Below are 534 nucleotides of genomic sequence, written 5' to 3' on the forward strand. Positions count from 1 at the left end.
CCGCCGGGCCGGCGGCGTGGGCTCAGCGTCGGACGGCGAGCAGGACGCCGGTGCCGGTGGTCACGAGCGCCGAGGACCAGGCCTCGTCCTCCCGCAGCGCGCGCTCGACCTGCCGGGCGGTGACGGTCGCGGGCTCCCGCACGGCCGGCTTGGGGACACGGTCGTGGTCGAGGGCGTCGACGACCACGAGGAGTCCGCCGGGACGCAGCATGCGGCCAGCCTGCTCCACGTCGAAGGGCAGGGAGGCCGGGTCCCCGTCGAGCACGACCATGTCATAGGAGCCCTTGCTGAGGCGGGGGAGCACCGTGCGGGAGCGTCCGGTGATCATGCGTGTGCGCTGGGTCGGCAGCCGGGCCTCGCCGAACGCCTCGCGGGCGGCGCGCTGGGCGTCGCCGTCGGAGTCCAGGGTGGTGAGCACGGCGTGTGCGGGGCAGCCCCCGCCATCAGGGGCGAGGCCGGACACGCCGGCACCCGTGCCGACCTCCACCACGGCCGAGGCGGAGCGGGTGGCGGCCAGGACGGTGAGCAGGGCGG

1 protein-coding gene is annotated in these 534 nt (G+C 76.8%); it reads right to left on the minus strand.

The window, feature by feature from the left end; all coding sequences use genetic code 11:
* Positions 1-22: 22 nt before the first annotated feature.
* Positions 23-534 (minus strand): O-methyltransferase (locus AC2W7A_RS13300; RefSeq protein ID WP_485991753.1); only part of this gene is annotated, 512 nt, incomplete at its 5' end.

It is taken from the genome of Micrococcus sp. LASM2_SD2, assembly GCF_057364565.1.